The sequence below is a fragment of the Microcystis sp. LE19-84.1B genome (assembly GCF_027531875.1).
Taxonomy (GTDB): domain Bacteria; phylum Cyanobacteriota; class Cyanobacteriia; order Cyanobacteriales; family Microcystaceae; genus Microcystis; species Microcystis panniformis.
Window position 1 is genome coordinate 1 of the sequence record NZ_JAPZSR010000416.1, and the last position, 1,124, is coordinate 1,124.

The 1,124-nt window shown below is 37.1% G+C and carries 2 protein-coding genes and 1 pseudogene; all 3 read left to right on the plus strand.

Going from position 1 to position 1,124, the window contains the following annotated elements:
* On the plus strand, nt 1-364 hold a 364-nt coding region (locus O9324_RS23215), incomplete at its 5' end, for a DUF4164 family protein (RefSeq protein WP_288141435.1).
* A gap of 112 nt (nt 365-476) precedes the next feature.
* Nucleotides 477-884 carry a DUF4164 domain-containing protein gene (locus tag O9324_RS23220; protein WP_288141436.1) on the plus strand — a complete coding sequence of 136 codons (408 nt, stop codon included), beginning with the start codon at nt 477-479 and terminating at the stop codon, nt 882-884.
* A 112-nt stretch (nt 885-996) separates the two neighbouring features.
* Nucleotides 997-1,124: pseudogene (locus O9324_RS23225) on the plus strand (DUF4164 domain-containing protein); the annotation flags it as partial.

Consider the following 1,124-nt stretch of genomic DNA (forward strand, 5'->3'; position numbering starts at 1 on the left):
AAAAATCGATACCTTGCAACAGGATTTCAACCAGAAATTTGACGGACTACAGAAGGATTTTAACCAGAAATTTGACAGCCTACAAAAGGATGTTAACCAGAAATTTGATAGCTTACAAAAGGATTTTAACCAGAAATTTGACAGCCTACAGAAGGATTTTAACCAGAAATTTGACAAAATCGACGAACGGCTAACTAAGCTAGAGGTAGGACAGGCAAAACTAACTGAGAAAGTCGATGGGATGGATAGAAGACTAGAAAAGCTGGAAGGAACCCAAAAAAATCAAGTTTGGACGTTAATTATTCTTTTAGGAGGGGCCATCGGCACGGCAGCGTGGCGATCCTTTTTTTCTGGCAATCCTTAGAAATATTGCCATAATACTAAATCCTAGGCAATAAATAATCAGTCTTTAATAACCGGATTTAGGATTAAGATAAAATTATTGTACTATCATTACTCCCAGGGATGTTACCAAAATGTCCAACGAAACCGTTACTTATAGTCTTGAATCCGTCCTCAAGGAAATCAAAGATAGCATCAAGGAAGTTAACCAAAAAATCGATACCTTCCAACAGGATGTTAACCAGAAATTTGACAGCCTACAGAAAGATTTTAACCAGAAATTTGACGGACTACAAAAGGATGTTAACCAGAAATTTGACGGACTACAGAAGGATCTTAACCAGAAATTTGAGAAAATTGACGAACGGCTAACTAAGCTAGAGGTAGGACAGGCAAAACTAACTGAGAAAGTCGATGGGATGGATAGAAGACTAGAAAAGCTGGAAGGAACCCAAAAAAATCAAGTTTGGACGTTAATTATTCTTTTAGGAGGGGCTATCGGCACGGCAGCGTGGCGATCCTTTTTTTCTGGCAATCCTTAGAAATATTGCCATAATACTAAATCCTAGGCAATAAATAATCAGTCTTTAATAACCAGATTTAGGATTAAAATAAAATTATTGTACTATCATTACTCCCAAGGATGTTACCAAAATGTCTAACGAAACCGTTACTTATAGTCTTGAATCCGTCCTCAAGGAAATTAAAGACAGCATCAAGGAGGTTAACCAAAAAATCGATACCTTGCAAAGAGATGTCACCCAAAAAATCGATACCTTGCA